We start from the raw sequence: 20,387 nt of genomic DNA, 5'->3' as shown, positions 1-20,387 counted from the left end.
ATTTCAAGAAAGTAAAACAAGTTATTCCTACACGGCCTTTACTGCAACCAGAAGGGCTTGCCTGTCGGGCGCGCCGCCGTCGTCGCGTGGCATTTTTTCGATCCGGACAGTTCTTACTAGAGGTAAATTCGGAAATTCGTCTCGCAACCTTGTCGCCAGAAGTCCGGTCTGAAAGCATGATTCTGTGACAAGCGCCGCCCAAGGTTCAGGCTTTCCGTTCTCGTCAGGAACCGCGAAAACCGCGCAGTCCCTGACGCCGGGACATTCGAGAATATGAGCGTCGATAGCTCTCAGATCGAATTTGTCGCCTCCAAAGCTGATAAGATCATCTGATCGTCCAGAAAGTTTTAAAACCCCGTGCGCATCTACGGAGCCCCTATCGCCGGGATAAAACCACCCGTTACGAAATTTTTTCTCCGTCAGGGAGAAGTTGTCGTCATAACGCCCGATGACGCCCGTGCCCATCAGACGCACTTCACCCTCCACGTTTGCCGGGCATGGAGCGTCATCCGCGTCCACCACCTCCAGCGTGATCCAGGGAACGACATGACCCACCGCGGCCTCATCGCCCAGAGTCGCCGGATCTCCGAACGCTACAGGTCCGCATTCATCAGATCCATAGACGACCTGCACGTTGGGGGTTAGCGACTGCCGCAGGCGGTTGCATAACGCGGTCGATAATCGGCCTCCCGCCACTGTCAGATAAAAATGTGTCAACGGCTGCATGCCCGGGGGCAACTGCGAAAGAATGAATTCGGCCTGCGATGGAGAAACGATGGCGACACAAGGAGTTTTTTGGCTAAACGCCGCACCCAGCTGCGCAGCCGTGGCGATCTGGACGCAGGACCCGGCTGTCAACGCTGCGATAATTACGAGAAACCCTGACGGCGTCTCCGCTCCCAGCGTCGGGATAACCCGATATCCGGCCTGCCCGCGGGCATGCGCCATTATGTCATGATACAGGAGATGAAAAACTGCGATTTCGACATACCGATAGGTCATCGAGATGCGCTGCGGCGTCGCGTCCGCCGCCCCGGCGAGCGCGACGCGCGCCACATCGTCCGGCTTTACGGCGACGGCGCGCGCGAGGCGTTCACCAGTTTCGCAGACATTTCTGAACCACATTTCGTTCAGAACAAGCCATTGACGGCCGCCGACGGCAGCGCCGTCGTCACAATCGGTGATGAGGACATCGGGTCGCAACGCAGTAAGGGCGCGTACGAAATTCGCATCGACCACGTGGGGAAGCGATGCAGACGCCAACCCGATACGGGCGAGGGACAGAACAAACACCCAGTGCTGATAGGGGTTCTGGCACCGCAGTCCCACAAGGTCAGGCTTCAGGTCGCGCAGGCGAAACAGCGCTGATGCAACCCTGTCGATGTCGCCGGAAAGTTTTTCGAACGTTGCGTCTGCGTCGAACCAGTCGAACGCAGTCGCTTCGAGACGCGATTGAGCCGCGTTAAAAAGAAAGCGATCAAACACGCGCAGCCTCTGAAACAATCACGCGGAACGCAAGAAAGTGGCGCGCGATCTCGAAAAACCCGCGCCACGCAACAAACGTCAGATTTTAATTATCTTCAGGAGGCGAGAACCAGTCGGCTCGTTTCGTTCATGACGTACGGCCCGGCGCGCTGGACCGTGAACGCCAGAAGCGATGCCGCGACATTGGGGCTCGCTGGCAATTTGAGCCATGCATCGCCCGTGGTCCACCGCATTTCGCTGCCTTCCCGAGCGCACCAACCCGCAAGATCCTCCTGCTCAAGATGAGCCGTGATCGCAATTTCCTTTTTGCCGCTCCACAGGGAAATCTGGCCGATCAGAACTCCAAGATGACGGCGATCATCAAGATATGGACCAACGATGTCGGACGGACGAGACGCCCGCGACACGACGCGGACTTCATTGACCCCGGAGGGCACCATGAAGAAGACCTGACCATCGTTCGCTTTGCGGATCGCATTGAGGCGATGTCCGGTCGGCGTAACCAGATGCAGGTCCGGATCGTCCGTCAAAGCGAACGGCTCGGTCTGCAGGAGCAATTGCAGCTCGATAGCACGAGCCTCCAATTCGCGATAAATCGGCTCCACGACGTCTCTCGTGACGCCCAGAGGCGCAGCCGCATCCGACGGCCACTCGAGTCCCGGGCGGTTGACAAACCTGACGACGCGTCCCTGCTGACCGAACTCCTTGCGGTTTCCGGTATCGAGATAGCTTTCGCTCAATGCGCCGTTCGACCACAGGATAGAGTGACGTTCCGTCTCCACATGGTAGTAGTCGTAGTGCGTCATCGACACATCGTAGAAAATGCTTCGGCCGTTGACCAACATACGCGCGGGAACAAACACTCCGTCGAGATAGAGACAATGTTCCGGCGTGATCAACAAGTCCTGGTGCGGCACATTCGGACCGAGGGCGTTTTTCAGAATTCTTACCGGATACCCCGCCATGTCGACCGGAAGATCCGTACGGACGGACATCGTCCGACGCCCAACCCATGTCAGTTGGCTGGAGACTTCCTTCCCGTCAACATACGTCAGAACCGTGTCGCCTATTTCCAGATCCTCGACCAGCCTGTCGCCGTCTTCGGTACGGATGAGAGTCCCCGCGCAGAAGCATACGAAAGTCAACGTCGTGCTGCCATCAGTGTCCTGACCAATGATGAAATAGTCAGCCGTCTTGTATGTCCCCGAGAGCACGGTGCTCCAGGACGATCCACCCTCGGTAATAGTCAGGGTATTGCCACTGAGTTTTACTGTTCCGCCAGAAGTGTATGTCAACGTGTCAACGTCAATGACGGCGCCCGACGAGACGATCGTGCCCGTCAGGACAGAACCCGACGCCACAACCAACGATCCGCCCGAAGCAATTGTGACGTTGACAGAACTGGCGCCCGACGAAACGATTTCCTTGCCACCGCCAAGGATGGTGCCTCCAGAGACAGTGCCGCCCGACTGCACGATCTCCGTCCCCCCCGACGACACAGTGACATTCGACGCGGTGGCGCCACTCGACACAACGAGTTCACCGCCATTCTGGACCGAGCCGCCTATGACCTTTCCGCCGTTCAGCACAAGAACGGAGCCGCCCGACACCGTCGTAGCGCTGACCGTAGCCCCGGAACTGGCGATCGTTGTTCCGCCAGAGCCTACCGTTGTACTTGTCGTAATCGCTCCGGAAAGTAGATTCTGCACGCCGCCGCTATTGACCGTGTCGCTGATCGTTACGGCGCCTGATGACACATACTGCGTGCCGTGAATAAGAGAGGCGCGATCCGTACCTCCGGAGCCCAGACTTTCCACGGCGCCCGCCGAAATGGTGGCGCCGGAAACGAGACCCGCCCCTGTTACGTTCACGCCTTTGGATGTGAGGTAACCATTGATGGTAGAAACGTTTGTTATGCTGCCTACATTGCCAACGTACAGGTTGGCGCCGCTTGCAACATTGACATTCGTCGCCGTACCGCCGCCGAAGACCATCATAGCTGCCGAGGCGTGAATAGATGCGCCAGCAACAATTCCGCCACTGTCAAGAATTACGCCACCGGACGTAGCTGACAGCGCGCTACCACTCCCAAGCGGATCTACTTGAATTACTCCAAGAAGTCCTGCGGTGTCACTCGTGGCTACAGCTAACGCATGGACCTCCGCTATCGCAATAGTGGCTGTTCCGCCATTACCAGCTGATGCGGCCGTTCCGGTAATTGTTTGACCGGACCACGGGGTAAATACCGTGGAGAGACCGCTCGTATAATATGCAGTGTAGGCATTTACTACGGTGCTCGAACTAACGGTAGCGCTGCTCGTGGCCATCAGATTCCCCCTGGGAAATAAAATACCGGCTGTTTGGAAAACATGAGCAAAACATTAATAACCGAGTCAACGACTGTTACATTGCAAAAATAGGTGAATTTTTTCTACAAAACTATATTTGTTCTTATTTTTATACATATAAATATAAATGATACGATGAAATATTACTATCTACAGCCGAAATGTGGACCCGTCTCAAACGCTATTCCTGCCCAAATCGGTATATATCCCGAAAGCATTATAGAAATTTCTGATATTTTTCCATACAAAAGGAATCGCTGAAATTGATAAATTTTCATATATTTCCAACAGTTTATTCAGAAAATCTTCGTCTCCAATCATCATTGGATGATGAATGCATGCGATGACGAATCAGGCGCCACCACTGAATGTGAAGCCCGTTTCAGCCGTAGAATAAAAGCTTCCCTGTCTCGAAAATTTTTCTTGAATCACAAATATAACGACCGCATTCGGAAGATTCAGGGAAGCGCACGCGTCTGTTTGGCCACGATTCCGCAACATCACATATTCGTGACAATCGCAAGTCCGACGCTACCGCCGGATTATCCAACTTCACGGGAAACACTTGCGTCGCAGGGAATGAACACGAGGGACGTTTCGCAAAGCAGCGTCAAGGCCGCCCCTCGCAAACCTCCTCATGGCCTCCACCACAGGTCAGCAAGTCGTGCATCGTGTCACTGCGTATCCTGCTGATTAACTGCTCACAGTAATCACATATGCTACCAGATAGGTTCCTCAGGTGGGCCCTATTGAACCATCAGCAGGGTGCGATGCCTGAAAACTGCTTCGCGCATAAACGAGCGCGACTCTTGCCGGGCCATCAAGCAAGCATACAAAACTGTCTCTTTTTATAGAATTACGTTGCCTTGGGATCAAGAAACCCTGAAGGCGGATTCGCCGCATCCAGAGTGTTACGGATGTCGTCGATGACAGGCTTCCGATTGATGAACAGGATTCCAAGAATCGAGCCTATGGCCGTCAAGGTAAAGAAGAACTCGACTCGTGAAGGTTTCCTGATAACTGTTCCAATGATTTTCATTTTTTCCACCGATGATAAGCGTCGATATATTTATACGCCTGACGTTTATTCTTGGGAAGTCTAAGGCAAGCTGACACCCCCCGGCAAACTGGATACGGCTAAACGATGTCTGGCTGGCGTTACTTATGGCGGAAAACTTGCCATGGAAATTCTCAGCGGAGGCGATCCCCGTTTCATGAAAAGCAAGCCGCTGTGACAGCACGCAGATCAAAGAGTCTCCCGAATTGAGCTCCGCCGTGCGGCTCGTTTCCCCCTGCTTGACTCCAACATGGCGAACATTGCGACAATCTCGTTTCCTTGGCGTTGAGGCGCCACCTCCCTCGTGTCCGGAGGCGAGACGAGCAGTTCCCAACCTTCTCCCGGGTAGTGAATTGTAAAGCGTTTCTACAAAGTCCGGGCAACGCTCCAGCGTATTCGAACGAGAACACAGGCGGGCGTCACTTGATCTGATGTCTCAGACGATGAGCAGTCTCGACAGCGCAGAAACGGAGCATCCCATCGGGGCATCGGGGGTGGGGCGATTGTCCTTCATGCGCGTTCTCGAGTGGCGCTGATTGACCGCGCACCACACGCCAAAACGCTCCAGACGGGGCTGGCGCAATCGACTCCCTATCCGGGCTTTATAAGCTCACCACGCACAATACAGCGTACCTATCAATATTTGACCCGATCACTGGCGCCGCACCGATAACCTTTCCAAAGCGACGCGACACCGCCATCGACAGAACTGATTACGGTGAGGATCACCCCGGAAGGGAAGCACGAAAAGACAGGCTGGCAAAACTGCCGCAAAAGGGACGGCACGCCCATCCGTAGCCGAAAATCACAAAGGCAGGTCGTGAGGTGACGATAGTGCCTCATAACACTCATCATCACGTTCGTTGGCGACTTACTCGATGTCGCCAACGCTGATCTGCATTTACAGGGCGGGCGATAGTCCCGCCAATATTGTTCGCAAACTGCGAGACGGCTCGTTTGACCGAACCCGTTTCGCATCTCCACCTCAGACTGAGGCGATTTCCCGGTCAAACGCCAGTCAGACTTCCTTGCAAAAAACGAAAAGGGGACGGTTGCACACCGCCCCCTCCCGCTTCGTTGCAATCTGGCCCCAGAAGCCTCGGTCTCTCGCTTGCAACTCGACTACCAAAACGGACCGCGTCTTTATCGCGGCGAGAGCACCATCACCATCTGGCGGTTCTCAAGGCGGGGCATCTGCTCGACCTTCGCCTGCTCGTCCATTTCGGTGCGAATGCGCTCAAGCACCTTCACGCCGAGATCCTGATGAGCCATTTCACGGCCACGGAAACGCAGCGTCACCTTCACCTTGTCGCCTTCGCCAATGAACGACTTCATGGCGCGCATCTTAACCTGGTAGTCGTTTTCGTCGATGTTCGGACGAACCTTGACTTCCTTGATCTCGATGACCTTCTGCTTTTTGCGGGCTTCGTTCCGCTTCTTCTGCTGCTCGTACTTGAACTTGCCGTAGTCAAGAATCTTGCAAACGGGTGGCTCGGCGTTCGGGCTGATCTCCAGAAGATCCAGACCGACGCCATAGGCGCGGAGAAGCGCGTCGCGCATCGGGAGGACGCCGACCATCTCTCCATCCTGATCGATCAGGCGGACCGACGGTACGCGGATTTCTTCGTTAACGCGGGGTCCCTCGCGAGTGGGCGGCGCGGGAAGCGGTGGTCTGGCTATGGTCAGCTCCTGTCGTCGTTGCGGATGTGGGCGCGCGAAGGACGCCACGCCGCTGAGTGCGGCGCATTATGTGCGCAATCGGCGGCGGAAATTCAAGCCGCGCGCGCATCTAACAGCCATGTTCCGGCATGCGAAAATTACGCTGCGCGACCGCCCTGACCAGATTTGGCCGGGACCTCAATGAGGTTTTCATAAAATTATCTTCAAAAACAATCTGATACGTCACCGTCGGCATCGAGGCCGCAACCTGCCGCACCCAGTATCGAAATGCGCGCGAAGCCATGTCACGCATGCGTCAAACGCCTCCGCTGCGCCGGTTACGGGCCGTCGTTGTCCCCATCGGCGTCTCCATCGCGAGAATCATCAGCCGGCCGCGCGCCGATCTGCACCTGCAACACCACATTCGCCGTCTTGCGACGCACGGTGAGAGTCGTCGTCGCGCCGGGCTTGGCGGCCGCCACCGCACGAATCAGGCCTCGTGCGTTCTCGACATGATCCGTTCCAAACGCGATGACGACGTCGCCGCGGCGCAACGTCGCTTTTGCCCCAGGACCGCCCTTGTCGATGTCCACGACGCGGGCGCCGTCCGTGCCGGCGTCATCCTCAAGCGTGACGCCGAGCCAGCCACGATCAATGTGGCCCGTCCGCCGCAACTGTTCGACCACCGGTATGACGATCTCGGAAGGGATGGAGAAGCCTATACCCACCGACCCGCCCGTCGGGGAGACGATAGCGGTGTTGATGGCGATCACCTCGCCCTGCATGTTGAACGTCGGGCCGCCGGAATTCCCCGGATTGATCGGCGCATCGAGCTGCAGGAAGTCATCGAACGGACTTGCCCCAATGTCCCGACCGCGCGCCGACACGATTCCCGCTGTCACGGACGACCCAAGGCCGAATGGGTTGCCCGCCGCCATGATCCAGTCCCCGACCTGCACCTGGCGACTGTCGCCCCAGCTTACGTAAGGCAACGGCACCAGGCTTTCGACCTTGATGACCGCGATATCCGTGAGGTCGTCGCTGCCCAGGACGCGCGCCGGCAACTCGCGGCCATTGGCGAGCGAGACGGAAATGTTGTTGGCGTCACCCACGACATGGTTGTTCGTGACGATGACGCCGGAGGGGTCGATAATGAACCCCGAGCCGGCGCCAAGCATATCCTCGCCGTGCTTGCGCAACCGCTCGCGAAAACGCCGTTCGAGCGGCGTTCCCTTGACGTCTGGCAGAACGTGAATGCGTTTGCCGGAAGAGGGATCGACCTCACGCGTCACCGCGATGTTCACAACCGCAGGGACGACCTTCTTCACCAGCGGGGCGAAGGTCATCGGCAGGCCCTGCACCAGCGGCGTCGGCGTAGGGAGTTCGGTGGCGCGCGCCGTCTCGGCCCGCGCCAGCATGGTCGCCGAGCCAGCCCCGGCTGCGCCCAGCCCCGTCAAGGCGAGCACGATGAAAGCGGTCGCCCGCCTGCTTAAACCTCGTCCGCCCGGCGGTCGGTCCAAAGGAAAATGAACCCCTTCCGCTCCCGGAGCGACGCACGGAGAGCTTGAGGAAGACCGGGGCAGGCTACCTGTTCGAGGAGGCATCAGGGGCTGAAGGCTTTCGTGAATGGCCGAACACTGGGTCGCCTGCGCAAGGATTCACGCTGCGTCGAGTCCTAGTGTTGGGTCAGACGGCGAAGCTGGGCAATCCCTGAGGACGTTTCGGCGGCCATTTCCCGCACGCCTGTGTCTCCTTCGACACCGTCCTCTCGCGGGGATGCGCCATGCAGGCGGCCAGTTTCTCGTCTCTCGCCCACCAACTCCCTCCGCCGCAGGACCCGACGTTGCGTCAACGGCGTTCCCGACGTGGGCCGGGTTGCGGCGGCTCGGCCAGAGCCGGATTCTCCGGCCAGTCGTGGCGTGGATAGCGCCCGCGCATGTCGCGCCGCATGTCGGCCCAGCCGTTGGCCCAGAAGCTCGCCAGATCAGCGGTCAAAGCCTGCGGGCGACTTGCAGGAGAAAGCAGCGCGAGGCGCAGTTTCACGCGACCGCCTGCAAGACGGGGCGTTTCCGACGTGCCGTAGAATGTCTGAGCCCGCGCGGAGGCGACAGGAACGGGCTGCGTGTAGTCGACCTTGATGCGCCCGCCTTTCAACGACAGTTCCGTCGGCAATTCGCGGTCAAGCGCACTCAGGTCGGCGTAGTCCAGTCTGGCCCGCAGGATGGCGAGCAGATCGAGATCCCGCAGCGTCGACAGCTTCGTCACGCCGTCCAGCCACGGCGTCAGCCATTCCTCGATGGAGGCGGCCAACGCCTCGTCCGATAGATCAGGGAGAGTTTCTTCCAGCCCCAGTTCAGCTCGCGCCACGGCGACACGAGCCTGAAACTGGCGCGCCGCATCGGTCCAATCGAACGCAGTTCCCAGCGTGGCCGCCGCCTGCCGCGCAAGAAGTCCGGCGGCGTCTTCGCCCCGGACCGTCTCCGTTCGATCGCGCAGAACCAGCGCGCCAAGACGCACCCGGCGACGGGCGATGATCGCTCCACTGACCGGGTCGAGCGCCGTCTCCACCTGTTCGGTCGCGCGCGCCAGAAGCGTATCAGGAAGATTGTCCGGATCGAGCGGCGCCGCCAGCCGGATCTCCGCGCTCTTGCGCAGAAACAGGGATGCGACGGCCAGCAGCTTTCGGTCCGCCAGCGGGTCGGCGCGTCCGATACGCGCCGACCCGCCGCCTGACAGACGGAAATCGCCGTCACCCGCGCCGCCCCGGCTTTGCGCGATACGATCGGGGAAACCAGCCGCCAGCAGCGCGGAAACGTCGCCTTCCGCCTGCGTTCCTGCCGGGACGCGCAGGCGGCGGCGATACTGCGCCGCCGCCTGCCGGATGCGCGACAGGGCGCCGCGATCGGCGTCCGGATGATCTCCTCCGCCGATCAGATCCAGCCGGAGCGCTATATCGGATGGCGGCACGGGCGGCGGCCCTCCGGCGCCGGGCGTATGACGTGGGCGCAGCGGGTCGCGTTCCTCCAGCAATGCCGCAATGTCGGCGGCCAGCGCCGATTCTCCGGCGGTGCGCGTCGCCAGCATGATGGCCGCAAGGCGCGGGTGGGCGCCGATCGTCGCCATCCGCTTGCCGAGCGATGTCGGTTTGCCCCGTTCATCAAGCGCGCCGAGTTCCTTGAGCAGTTCGGTCGCCGTCGCGACCCCGCCATTCGGCGGCGCGTCAGGGAAGCGGAGCGCGCCATTCTCCCCACCCATTTCTTCCGTCCACACTGCGGTCGCGAGCACAAAACCCGAGAGGTCGGCGTCGAGAATTTCCGGGCGGTCGTGCGGCGGCATGCCGCGCCCGGTCGCTTCCGTCCACAGACGCAGCGCATATCCCGGCGCCTCGCGCCCCGCGCGGCCCGATCGTTGCGTCGCGGCAGCTCTGGAAATCCGCATGGTCTCAAGACGGGACAACCCCGCCCCCGGATCGAAGCGCGGCGCGCGACGAAACCCGCCGTCAATAACAATACGCACGCCCGGAACGGTCAGGGACGTTTCGGCAATGGAGGTCGACAGGATCACGCGCCGCCGCCCAGCCGGATCAGGGGCCAGCGCACGGGCCTGCTCGGCGGGCGGAAGCTCGCCATGTAATGGCAGGACGGCGGCGGGAGCCCGTTCCAGCGCTGTGGCGGCGCGGCGTATCTCGCCGACGCCGGGCAGGAAGACGAGAATGTCGCCCCCGGCCTCCTCCGCCAACGCGTCGCGATGGGGGGCAGGCTGGCCGGACGGCGCGTGCAAAATGTCCAGAACAGCCTGCGCCGCCGCCAGCGGCAAATCGCGCACATGCGTCAGGTCGCGCTTCGCGTGGCGGATCGTCACGGGGTGCTGGCGGCCCTCGCTGACCAGCGCAGGAGCGTCGAGCAGTCGGCAAAGCGTCGCCGTGTCAGCCGTAGCCGACATCGCCACCAGCCGGAGGTCGGGCCGCAAGGTCTGTTGCAGGTCTAGCGTGAAGGCCAGCGACAGATCGGCGTCCAGCGAACGCTCGTGAATTTCATCGAAAATGACGCAAGCCGTGTCGGCCAGCGTCGGGTCCGACAACAGGCGGCGCAGGAACAGCCCCTCCGTCACGACCTCGATACGCGTCGCGTCGGAAACGGTGGATTCCAGGCGCGTGCGAAAACCTACAGTCTGCCCCGCACGCTGTCCGAGCAGGCTCGCCATACGTTCGGCTGCGGCGCGGGCGGCGAGCCTCCGCGGCTCCAGCACGATAATCCGCGCCGACGGGTCGCGCCACGGCGCTTCAAGCAGCGCAAGCGGCGCGAGCGTCGTCTTGCCCGCCCCCGGCGGCGCCACCAGCACGACGTTCGGGCGTTCTGCAAGCGTGGCGGCCAGTTCTGGCAAAATCGCACGCACCGGCAGGTCGTCGGCGACTGGCGTCGGGGCGGGAAAAGCGCGAACGTTGTCCATGCGCCGGTTATGACGGGGCAGGCGCGAGGCGGCAATCGTCGCCCGCCCTGTTCCCGACGCTGGCGGAGCGGTAAAGCTCCTCCCATATTTCCGTCTGTCCGGTTTCGTTATTTCAGGAGAGCGCCCTCTTGCGCCTGTCAGCCAGTTCCTTTTCGTCCGGTCGCCGTAAGCTGGCGCCGACGTTCGCCGTGGCGTTCCTCACGCTGGCCCTTGGCTTGACGGGCGGCGCGTCGTCACATGCGGCGGAGAGCGCGGTCGCGACGACGGAGCGCGATCAGGCGTGGCTCGTCAGCGACAGTGACACCGTTCAACCCGGTCAGCCGATACGCGTGGGATTGCATCTCGCCCTGAAACCGACCTGGCATACCTACTGGCGCAATCCTGGCGACGCTGGAGAAGCGCCGACGCTTGCCGTCACGCTTTCGGGCGCGGCTAGCGGTCACGGCGACGCCATTGCATGGCCCGCGCCGGAACGCCTGCCGGACGGACCGTTGATGTCGTACGGCTATACCGGCGACGTGTTGTTGCCAGTGACCGTGACGCCTGTCGCCGGGACTTCGGATGCGCAGGACGTCACCGTCAAGGCGCATGCGGAGTGGCTTGTCTGCGCAGCCGTCTGCGTGCCGGAGCAGGGCGACTTCCAGATGACGCTGCACTCAGGCGCGGCAGCGCCATCGGCGCAGGCGCCGCTGTTCGAACGCGCGACGGCCGCCCGTCCGCTGCCGTCGCCTTTCACGTCGTCGATCACACCCACCGGATTGTTGCAGATTTCCGGCAAGGGGTTGTCGCGTGAAGCTGTCAGCGAAGCATGGTTCGTGCCGGGCGCGCCCGGCGTCGTCGATCAGGTCGCAGACCAGAAACTGACCTTCAATGACGAGGGGCTATCGCTCTCTCTCAAACCCCTCGACGGGTTCAAGACGGGATCGCCACTGGAAGGCGTGCTGCTACTGCGCGACAAGGCGGGGCAACAGAGCGCACTCGATATGACCGCGCAACCAGCGAAAGGCAGTGTCGCATCAGCGTCTGCGCCCGCAGGGCGGTTGGCGGCGGCGAGCTGGGGCGAACTGGCCGTACTCGCGTTCCTCGGCGGCGCGATCCTTAACCTGATGCCTTGCGTCTTTCCCGTGCTCGCCATGAAGGCGCTCGCAGTCGTGCGGCTGGGCGGAGAAGCCGCGCGGGTACGCAGTGCGCTGGCCTATACGGCGGGCGTTTTGGTCACGTTCGCCCTTCTTGGCGGCGCGACGCTTGCCGTTCGGGGCGCGGGCGTCACTGCCGGTTGGGGGTTTCAGTTCCAGTCCCCGGCTTTCGTGGCCATCATCTGCTGGCTGCTGTTCGGGGTCGGTCTGGGCATGCTCGGCGTGTTCGAAATGCCCGCCATCGGCGCGGGGCAAGGGGCTATTTCTCGCGCTCATGGCGGCCTCGCCGACTTTTTGACTGGTCTTCTCGCCGTCCTGGTGGCGACGCCCTGCACGGCGCCGTTCATGGGCGCCGCCGTGGCCGGGGCTCTGGCCGCCCCTCCGTTGGCAGCCATAGGCGTTTTCCTGTGCATGGGATTAGGGCTCGCCAGCCCCTATCTCCTGCTCGCGGTCGTGCCGGGTTTCGGCAGGCTGATCCCCAAGCCCGGCGCGTGGATGGACATATTCCGACAACTGCTTGCGTTTCCAATATTCGCGACCTGCGTATGGCTTGCCTGGGTGCTGGCGCGACAGGGTGGCGGCGATGCGGTGCTACTGCTGGGCGTCGGACTGTTGCTGCTGGGGTTCAGCGGCTGGCTTGTGATCAATGGGCGCGCGCTTACCATGCGGGGCGCCTCCGGGGCGCGATGGGTGCGTGGGTTGGCGGTGATTGCAGCGGTTGCGCCCTTGGCGCTCCTTCTCGCTCTGCCCGCACCGGCGTCCGCACCGACGGCTGGCGTGAGCGCTGAGCAGTCGGCGTTCAGCGAGGCGCGTCTCGCAGCGCTGCGAGCACAAGGGCGGCCAGTGTTCATCGACATGACAGCGGCCTGGTGCATCACATGTCTGGTCAACGAGCGCGTGACGTTGAGCAGTGCCAAGGTGCAGGACGCGTTCGCGAAGAATAACGTCGCCTATATCAAAGGCGACTGGACCAACCGGGACGAGGCTATCACCGCCTTTCTGCGCGCCCATGGCCGCGACGGCGTGCCGCTCTACGTCTATTTTCCGCCCCATGCGGAGGGGCGTGTGCTACCGCAGATCCTGACGCCGGATCTGGTAATCGGCGCCATGAAAGGATGATGGCCGTATGGGGCATAATTACGCAAAGCCGTTGACCCCTGAGCAGAAACTTGCGCGCGTTCTGGCGCGCGTGCCGGCGGATTGGGTTGTCGCGATCGAACGGGAAGGCGACGCAGGGTTGTGGAAAGCCTCCGCTCATCCGGTCGACGGCGCCGGAGAGTGGGCAACGGGCGCGGCGGATATCGCAAGCGCTGTGGAGGAAGCCTGGAGACTGAATCGGGACGCACTGGCGTAACGCCTGCGCCGGCTACCACGCAAATGGATGACAGTGAAAAATTCTCTCTATGTCTGCAGAATTTTTTGACGCGACCCGACGCACGCTTTGACGTCAGGCGATGATTGAATCGAAAAATCCATAATGTCGTTTGAAAAATATGACGAGTAAGAAATACATGTAGATTTGGCCAAGCGTACAGTCTTGGCGCCATCTCCATTTTTCCAACGCCATTCCCCGACCCTTCGGCTTGGCTGGCTCACGTTAGCGCCTAAGAGTTATATAATTTTCGCATCACTCCGAGCAATATAAGAGAACAGCGCTCCTGCACGCGCATTTTTATGCAGGCGCGGCAGAAGTCGCATATCGGCTGCTCATAGCACGCCACAGGCGAACGACCCGATATTCTCAAGGTTACTGACGCCCACTGACCGGGGTCGCGCGTTGGAGAACACCGTCAGGCACATGCACAGGCTGCGCCGCAAATTCACCATCAACCTCCGCGCCGCCTTGTAAAACCTCGAGAAATTTCTTTCGATCAAGAACTCCCTCCCAGGCAGCCACGGCTACGGCTCCAAAGGCGTTGCTGATCGTATTTGTGACGGATCTCGCTTCCGCCATAAAACGATCCACCCCAAGCAAAAGAACCAATCCAGAAACCGGTATTTTATGGAGAGCCCCGAGCGTCGCCGCCAGCGTCACGAATCCTGCGCCAGCTACGCCAGCGGACCCTTTACTGGTCAAAAGCAGCACTCCGAGCACCGTCAATTGATCCAGGAAGCTCAGAGGAACATCCGTCGCCTGAGCAATGAACAGTGCGCCCACGGTGAAATAGATTGCGCTGCCGCACGCATTGAATGTCAATCCTCCCGGAAGAACGAGGCCTACAACCGAACTCGGCACGCCAGCCATTTCCAACTTCCTCATTAACTGAGGCAGAACGGATTCCGACGAGCAGGTTCCAAAGACCGTGAATATCTCGTCCTTGATGAAGTTTAGAAAACGCAGCGATGAAAATCCGACAAGACGTCCAATCAGACCAAACGACAAAATAGCAAAAAGCAGGCATGTAATATAAACGCAAACCAATACCAGTCCGATCGACATCAGGCTTCCGACGCCATATCGACCGATGGTGAACGCCACGGCCCCCAGCGCACCCAACGGAGCGACACGCATGACCATGTTCACAATACGAAATACGGCCTCGAGAAAACTGTGAAGGGTATTCATAAACGGCTTGCTGGCGTCTCCGACCTGAGCGAGAGCCACGCCAAGCAACAGGCTGAAGAACAATATCTGGAGGATGTTCCCTCTTGCGAAGCTTTCAACGACGTTTGACGGCACAACGCCGACGAGAAAATCAACTATCCCCGTGTGACTCTCCGCCGCCGCGGTATATTGCTTAACCGCATCGGCGTTGAAGCTATGGGGGTTGGCGTGAATTCCGGCGCCCGGACGCACGATGTTGACAACCGTCATCCCGACAAGAAGCGCAAGCGTGGAAGAAACCTCAAAATAGGCGAGGGATTTTATGCCGACGCGCCCCAACTCCCGCATATTTTCCATGCGGGCGATGCCCAGGACAACTGTGCCAAAAATAACCGGCAATAGGACCATGCGTATCATGTTGATGAAAACGTCGCTCAGTGGTTTGAGCGACACGGCGAAGGACGGGGCGAAGAACCCGAGAAGCCCTCCCGCGACTACGGCCAGAATGACCTGCACGTACAGATGCCTGAGAAGCCGCATTGTATCTTCCATTTTTGGCAGGCTGAATACCTGTCTTCCATTCTTGCCGCCACGCTAGCGGCAAGATCCAGGCAGGACCAATGCGGAAAACTGATCTTTTGATCCATAACGGGCATGACGTGGACAAGACGTGATCGGCGCACGCTCTCGCCATGCGTTCCAAGACCTTACGAATGTATTGGACGGGACAGGGCTTCGCGATTCAACGTCGAATCACAGGAGCCGGGGGGAGTTATGACGCTCGGCTACCTCCGTCGCCCAGTGGCGTCCACCATGCCTCAAACTCTGTTGTCGTTCGACGCGCGCCGTGAGTGACGGCAAACAGCTTTCAGAGGCTTAAGGATAGCGGATGAAGCTAAAATTCATCTGCCTGCGCTTAGGCCATGGTGGATACTTGGCGAGGGCGTCAGGTTTTCCGTCCGAGCGCCCATTCGGCAGTATCTGCGCCGACGCCAGGAACTAATCAGACGAACGGCTCCCTAAACCATAGTTTTTTGAAATTAGAAAATAATTTGAGAAAAACAGACTTATTTCCCATATCCTCCCTGCGCGATGAAGCTCCAGAGCTCTTCGACTGCGGCGTTACGCCTTGAACGTGGGCGAAACAGGCGAATCTCGAGCGGCACGGACCACTCATCGCCACCGGCCCTGACGAGCCTCCCCGCGTCCAGATCGTCGCGGCACAAACTGAGCGGCGTCCATGTAACCCCCATGCCATTACGCGCCATATTCAGCTGCGCACTGGCAAGATGCGAACGAAAGACGGTCCGAAATCCCGCCAATGTGCTTTCTGACAGAATACTGGCCTTGAGAATGTGCCCAAGCCCAGACCGTTCATCGAACGCAAGAAATGGCAATCGCGCAGTCGCATCGCGTGACAGGGCAAACTTCGGCGCGCCGTTCTCAGGCGCAGAAATTGGAATCAGTTCGTCTTCGCCGAGCCTGACCCAACGAAAATGTGTCTCTTCCAGACGATTTTTAGCGGCCGGATGAGCATGGCACAGAAGAAAATCGGCATCTCCGTCCAGAAGAAGATTTTCACATGCGACCATAGCGTCAGCGATCAGGCTGATGGGCCCCAGACTTCCCTTTTCGCCGAGTTCCTTCAACCAGGCTGGAAAGAATGTCACCGCCAGCGATTGGGTGGCTACAAAACGGATCATTTCAGTCTGCTCGCCAGAAATTTCTCGCGCTTCGTCCCTGCCCAGCGCCAATCGCCTCAGAACGTCTTCCGCCACGCCCTGAAATGCGACTCCTGCCTCGGTCAAAGCAATACGGTGCGTATCGCGGTCGATAAGTCTCGCCCCAACCCATTCTTCGAGGCCCTTTATGCGACGGCTGAACGCTGGCTGACTGAGGTTTCGATTTTCAGCTGCACGAGAAAAATTCCGCTCCATCGCAAGCGCCAGAAAATCCTCCAGCCACACGATATCCATCACATTCTCTCCGCCACATCATTTCATTCGAAACTGACATTGGCCAACGTGGCCACACGCGCGCCAATAGTAGGAAAACAAGCACAAGAGGACGATCGGTCATGACTGCCCCGCGCACGCTCTATGAAAAAATCGTAGACAGCCACAACGTGCTGACGCTGAGCGGGGAAGGACGAGACGCCACAATCTTGCTGTACATAGATCGAACCGTCCTGAACGAATACACAAGCCCCCAGGCGTTCAGCGGATTGCGTGAACACGGGCGCAAGGCGTGGCGCCCGCAGGCCGCGCTTGGGGTTGTCGATCATGTGAACTCCACCGCCCCGCTTCGCACCAATCATGTCGATGACGCTGACGCGCAAAAGCAGATCGACTATTTCGCGACGAACGGAAAGGACTTCAACATCGAGATGTTCGACGTGCTCGACGCCCGGCAGGGCATAGAACACGTCGTGCTGCCCGAACTCGGGCTGGTTCAACCCGGGATGGTGATTGCCGCAGGCGACAGCCATACAACCACCTATGGCGCGTTCGGAAGCATTGGCTTTGGCATCGGAACCTCGGACATAGAGCATCTCCTTGCGACGCAAACCCTACCATACAGGCCTTTGAAGAACATGCGCGCTTCCGTGCGCGGCCAGACTCCCGCAGGCGTGACGGCCAAGGACATCATCATGCACCTCATCCGTACGATCGGAGCGGATGGAGCGGCCGGGCATGCGCTCGAACTGGATGGCGACGCCATACAGGCGCTGGATGTCGAGGGTCGCATGACAATTTGCAATATGGCAGTGGAATGCGGCGCCCGCGTTGCTCTGATGGCCCCGGATGCGAAGGTGTACGTGTATGTGAGCGGCCGCCCGCGCTCGCCCTCGCCCGAGCTTCTCGAAAGGGCCAAAGCAAGCTGGGCGGAACTCTACAGCGATCCTGACGCACATTTCGATCGTGAAGTCGTCATCGACGCAGCAGACATCGCTCCGACTGTGACATGGGGCACCAGCCCGGATCAGGCCGCATCGATCGATCAGGCCACCCCCTATCCGCACGAAATGCCGCAGGCCAAACAGGCGGACGCCACACGGGCGCTCAGCTACATGGGCCTCGCATCCGGCTTGCCGCTGGCAGATGTGAAAATCGACCACGCCTTTATCGGCTCATGCACCAATGGACGCATATCGGATCTTCGTGACGCAGCGCGCGTACTAAAAGGCCGGCAGATTGCGGACGGCGTTCGCGCCATAGTGTCTCCAGGCAGTTCCAGCGTACGCCGCCAGGCTGAAGCCGAAGGTCTCGACCGGATTTTCAAAGATGCAGGTTTCGAATGGCGTCAGTCAGGCTGCTCCATGTGCCTTGCCATGAACGACGACGTTCTAAGCGCAGGAGAGCGTTGCGCATCAAGCACGAACCGTAATTTTGAAGGACGCCAGGGGAGCGGCGGCCGGACACATCTTATGAGTCCGGCTATGGTGGCTGCCGCAGCAGTCATGGGACGCTTGACGGACGTTCGCAAACTTCCGGCGCTGGAGATCTGACATGGAATGCTTCACATGCGTCGCCGGCCTTGGAGCCGCGCTCCCGGGGGCTAATATCGATACCGACGTCATCATGCCAAAAGCATTTCTGAAGGGCATAGACCGGTCCGGATTGGCGCGTGGCCTGTTTCACGATCTCCGTTTTGATGAACAGGGTGAGTTTCGCACAGAGTTTGTTCTCAACCGCCCCGACGCGCAGGGCGTTCGCTTCCTGGTCGTCGGGCCCAACTTCGGGTGCGGTTCGTCGCGAGAACACGCCGTGTGGGGCATGCTGCAATACGGCGTCAGAGCCGTGATCGGCACGAGTTTTGCTGGTATCTTTGCCGATAACGCCGCGAACAACGGTCTCTTGCTTGTGACGCTTCCGTCAGAAGAGCTCTTGATGCTCATGGAATATGTCGGCAACGAGCCTGCGGAACTGACGGTCGATCTCGAACAGCGGCAAATCCGCGGAAATGGCCTGAAAACCGCATTCGAAATTGACGCGGCGCGTCGGCGCGCTCTTGTGCTGGGCCTTGATCGTATCGGAGAAACTTTGTCGCACGCGAACGCCATCCGCACGTGGGAAGCGGAACGCCTGCAGTCCAATCCCTGGCTGACCGCAGGAGAGGTCGCATGAACATGCCGCAGTCGCACGCCGATATTATCCCCGGTTTCGAATGGACCACCATCGACGTCGAGGGAATTCGGATTAGAACCGCAGTGGGTGGTCGCGGGCCGGCGCTGCTGCTGTTACATGGCCATCCCCAGACTCATCTGACGTGGCACAAAATCGCTCCCGCCCTCGCGGAACGCTTCACAGTGGTCGCGACAGATCTTCGTGGTTATGGAGATAGCGACAAGCCAGATGGCGGCGTCGGACATGTCAATTACTCGAAGCGAGCGATGGCCAAGGACCAGATAGGCGTCATGCGTCAACTGGGTCACGAACGCTTCAGCGCAATCGCGCATGATCGTGGCGCGAGGGTCGCGCATCGCATGGCGCTTGATCATGAGGATGCGATCGAAAAGCTCGTACTTATCGATATAGCGCCAACACTCACGATGTACGAACGTACGGACATGGAGTTTGCGCGACGTTATTTCTGGTGGTTTTTCCTGATACAGGCATATCCGCTACCGGAAAGGTTGATCGAAGCTGATCCGAATTTTTTCCTGGAAAAACACATCGCGGGACAGATCAAGATCCCAAACTCCGTAGATTCGCGCGTCATGCAAGAATATCGCCGTTGTTACAGCAACCCTGCGACACGGCATGCCATATGCGAAGACTATCGCGCGGCGGCCAGTATTGACCTCGTTCACGATCGAGACGATTTCGACCGCAGGATACAAGCTCCTCTTATGGCTCTATGGGGCAAACGCGGCACCGTTGGGGCGCTGTACGACGTTCTGGGAACATGGCGTGAAAAGGCGACAAATGTCAGCGGACATCCAATAGACTGCGGTCACAGCCCACAGGAGGAGGATCCGGCAGCCCTCCTGGATGCTCTTCTGGCATTTCTGTAACCGTAATTCTGAATTCAAGGAATTTAGATTTAAAATCACACAGGATTATTATACTTTTCATTTTTTAATAAATATTGAAAACGTAAAGCTTTTGACAAAAACGGAGTAAGTCGCATCATTCGATGCCTAGCTTATTAAGAATAAGATTTCATAATAAAATTGTGCAACCAAAAACGTTTTCGGCATTGCATCACACGACTCATTTTTGAATTTTCGACCTACGCTTCTTGAGAGTTTTTGCACAGGCGACTGGATCGCGGCGGAATGCTTCGAGCATGCTGGCGTTTGAACCATATACCGGGCTCAAGTGATTGACCGAACGCTTACTCGTTTCACAGATTTTATCGGGCGGCGTAAAAGAAAAACGCCACGGTCCATCCGGACAGTGGCGTTCGTGATGCGTTCGTATCGCAAGTATCGTTGGTTGCGGGGACAGGATTTGAACCTGTGACCTTCAGGTTATGAGCCTGACGAGCTACCGGGCTGCTCCACCCCGCGTTGGGTGATTATGTGTGTGTAGAGTGGGTTGGAAGACCTGGCGGCGACCGACTTTCCCGCGACTTAAGCCGCAGTATCATAGGCGCTGGGGTTTTTCACGTCCGAGTTCGGGATGGGATCGGGTGGATCTCTCCCCGCCATAGCCACCAGGTCGTCCAACCCACTTTTGTTTTGTGGGTGTGGATGGTTGGTG

The 20,387-nt window shown here is 59.2% G+C and carries 13 protein-coding genes, 1 tRNA gene and 1 rRNA gene; 5 read left to right on the top strand and 10 right to left on the bottom strand.

Translation table 11 applies throughout. From position 1 onward, the window contains the following. Nucleotides 1-27 precede the first annotated feature (27 nt). The 6 genes from G442_RS22205 to hrpB all read right to left on the bottom strand — a co-directional run bounded on the left by G442_RS22205 (nucleotide 28) and on the right by hrpB (nucleotide 10,998). Nucleotides 28-1,485 carry an AMP-binding protein gene (locus G442_RS22205; RefSeq protein WP_161628365.1) on the bottom strand — a complete coding sequence of 486 codons (1,458 nt, stop codon included), beginning with the start codon at nucleotides 1,483-1,485 and terminating at the stop codon, nucleotides 28-30. A gap of 95 nt (nucleotides 1,486-1,580) precedes the next feature. Next, nucleotides 1,581-3,812 (bottom strand): Hint domain-containing protein, encoded by a 2,232-nt coding sequence (locus tag G442_RS22200; RefSeq protein ID WP_084440578.1) that lies wholly within the window; start codon nucleotides 3,810-3,812, stop codon nucleotides 1,581-1,583. An 877-nt stretch (nucleotides 3,813-4,689) separates the two neighbouring features. Then, entirely contained in the window at nucleotides 4,690-4,872 is a 183-nt protein-coding gene (locus G442_RS0112700) for a hypothetical protein (RefSeq protein WP_026398298.1), read from the bottom strand. 1,161 nt (nucleotides 4,873-6,033) lie between these two features. After that, nucleotides 6,034-6,570 (bottom strand): translation initiation factor IF-3, encoded by a 537-nt coding sequence (gene infC / locus G442_RS0112695; RefSeq protein WP_035376619.1) that lies wholly within the window; start codon nucleotides 6,568-6,570, stop codon nucleotides 6,034-6,036. Nucleotides 6,571-6,887: 317 nt separating this feature from the next. Next, nucleotides 6,888-7,967, bottom strand: coding sequence for a S1C family serine protease (locus tag G442_RS22195; RefSeq protein ID WP_084440589.1), 1,080 nt, complete (start codon nucleotides 7,965-7,967; stop codon nucleotides 6,888-6,890). A 430-nt stretch (nucleotides 7,968-8,397) separates the two neighbouring features. Further along, nucleotides 8,398-10,998, bottom strand: a complete 2,601-nt coding sequence (gene hrpB, locus G442_RS0112680; RefSeq protein ID WP_026398295.1) for an ATP-dependent helicase HrpB — start codon at nucleotides 10,996-10,998, stop codon at nucleotides 8,398-8,400. A 128-nt stretch (nucleotides 10,999-11,126) separates the two neighbouring features. On the opposite strand from hrpB, the gene G442_RS0112675 reads away from it, so the two are divergent. Both G442_RS0112675 and G442_RS0112670 read left to right on the top strand, forming a co-directional pair. Then, nucleotides 11,127-13,253 (top strand): protein-disulfide reductase DsbD family protein, encoded by a 2,127-nt coding sequence (locus G442_RS0112675; protein WP_246789440.1) that lies wholly within the window; start codon nucleotides 11,127-11,129, stop codon nucleotides 13,251-13,253. A 7-nt stretch (nucleotides 13,254-13,260) separates the two neighbouring features. Then, on the top strand, nucleotides 13,261-13,488 hold the full coding sequence (locus tag G442_RS0112670; protein WP_026398293.1) for a hypothetical protein: 228 nt from the start codon (nucleotides 13,261-13,263) through the stop codon (nucleotides 13,486-13,488). A 393-nt stretch (nucleotides 13,489-13,881) separates the two neighbouring features. Here G442_RS0112670 and dctA read toward each other — a convergent pair whose 3' ends face one another. Continuing rightward, entirely contained in the window at nucleotides 13,882-15,219 is a 1,338-nt protein-coding gene (gene dctA / locus G442_RS0112660; RefSeq protein WP_026398292.1) for a C4-dicarboxylate transporter DctA, read from the bottom strand. Nucleotides 15,220-15,746: 527 nt separating this feature from the next. Then, nucleotides 15,747-16,655: a LysR family transcriptional regulator gene (locus tag G442_RS0112655; RefSeq protein ID WP_026398291.1), complete on the bottom strand. Its 909-nt coding sequence runs from the start codon at nucleotides 16,653-16,655 to the stop codon at nucleotides 15,747-15,749. 101 nt (nucleotides 16,656-16,756) lie between these two features. Between G442_RS0112655 and leuC the strand changes: the two genes are divergently transcribed. From leuC to G442_RS0112640, 3 genes are read left to right on the top strand one after another with little or no spacing between them, the layout of a single operon-like run. Further along, a complete protein-coding gene (leuC, locus tag G442_RS0112650) occupies nucleotides 16,757-18,187 on the top strand; it encodes a 3-isopropylmalate dehydratase large subunit (RefSeq protein WP_026398290.1) in 1,431 nt (476 codons plus the stop codon). Nucleotide 18,188: 1 nt separating this feature from the next. Continuing rightward, complete coding sequence (leuD, locus tag G442_RS0112645) at nucleotides 18,189-18,806, top strand: 3-isopropylmalate dehydratase small subunit (RefSeq protein WP_026398289.1); 618 nt, start codon at nucleotides 18,189-18,191, stop codon at nucleotides 18,804-18,806. After that, a complete protein-coding gene (locus G442_RS0112640; protein WP_026398288.1) occupies nucleotides 18,803-19,696 on the top strand; it encodes an alpha/beta fold hydrolase in 894 nt (297 codons plus the stop codon). Before leuD ends, G442_RS0112640 begins: the two co-directional genes overlap by 4 nt. Nucleotides 19,697-20,117: 421 nt before the next feature. Here G442_RS0112640 and G442_RS0112635 read toward each other — a convergent pair. Next, nucleotides 20,118-20,194: transfer RNA gene (locus G442_RS0112635), tRNA-Met, on the bottom strand. Nucleotides 20,195-20,229: 35 nt separating this feature from the next. Further along, nucleotides 20,230-20,345, bottom strand: a 5S ribosomal RNA gene (gene rrf, locus G442_RS0112630). Between the last annotated feature and the right edge of the window lie 42 nt (nucleotides 20,346-20,387).

The sequence above is a fragment of the Acetobacter nitrogenifigens DSM 23921 = NBRC 105050 genome, from assembly GCF_000429165.1.
GTDB lineage: Bacteria > Pseudomonadota > Alphaproteobacteria > Acetobacterales > Acetobacteraceae > Acetobacter > Acetobacter nitrogenifigens.
This window is presented reverse-complemented; position numbering and strand designations above follow the sequence as displayed.